The organism is Planktothrix paucivesiculata PCC 9631 (genome assembly GCF_900009265.2).
Lineage (GTDB): Bacteria > Cyanobacteriota > Cyanobacteriia > Cyanobacteriales > Microcoleaceae > Planktothrix > Planktothrix paucivesiculata.
Genome location: NZ_LR735053.1, coordinates 1 through 1,024, shown reverse-complemented (window position 1 = coordinate 1,024; position 1,024 = coordinate 1). Strand labels below are relative to the sequence as shown.

Sequence of the window (1,024 nt, the reverse complement as noted above, 5' to 3'; positions counted from 1 at the left end):
CCACACTTCTCTACGAGTAAGTGTGGGCTTCTAGCATCAACGGGGATAGCATCAGAAGAAACAGAAGTTTGTTCCGGTGACTGACATCCCCTCAGACTAGCAGTATCGCTGGTTCCCAACGATAAAACTTGTACTGAGCATAGTCGAAGTATCCGCAAGGCTTCATTTTTGATATTGATCGACGCATTAATATCACGGTCATGGGTAGTTTGACAATGTTCGCAAGTCCAACTTCTAATATCAAGTGGTAAACTACCGACTTGATTTAGACAGACGTTACAAGTTTTAGAAGAAGGGAAAAACCGATCAATTTCGATATAGGTTTTCCCTTCTTTTTCGGCTTTGTACTTGAGCATTGTACCAAACATTCCCCAACCACAATCGCTAATTGACTTGGCTAGTTTATGGTTTTTAACCATATTTTTAACTCCTAGATTTTCTACAGCAATCACTTGGTTTTCGTCAACTATCTTGCGGGATAGCTTGTGTAGAAAATCTTCTCGGCCACGAGCAATCTTAGCGTGGACTTTGGCAACTTTTAATCTTGCTTTTTGTCTACTATTACTTCCACTTCGACTACGCTCAGTGCAAGCCTTTTGTTTACGAGATAATTTTTGTTGTTTTCGCTTTAAATTGCGTTGATGTTTAGCAAAGTGTTTGGGGTTACTATATTTATCTCCATCGCTGGTGATTGCCAAGTGTGTTAATCCTAAGTCAATGCCAATTGCTTTTCCATTGGTTGATGAATTAGGTATTTCCTTACCGTCATCAACTAACACCGATGCGTGGTATTTCCCATCACGATTCTTTGAGATAGTAACGGTTTTGATTAGCCCTTTAAATTCTCGGTGGCGACGACAATAAATTAACCCCACTTTACCGGGTAATTTCAGGTAATCCCCTTCAAATTTAACACTTTGGGGATAACTGATTGATTGTCTGCCATGCTTGGATTTGAATTGAGGTAATCTTGCCCGTTTCTCAAAGAAGTTTTTGTAAGCGGTAGACAAATTGAGAGCGACAA

General features: G+C 39.9%; 1 protein-coding gene. It reads right to left on the bottom strand.

Features of this window, described 5'->3' with window-relative positions; translation table 11 throughout:
• Positions 1–1,024 (bottom strand): RNA-guided endonuclease InsQ/TnpB family protein (locus PL9631_RS25570; RefSeq protein WP_197046517.1); only part of this gene is annotated, 1,024 nt, incomplete at both ends.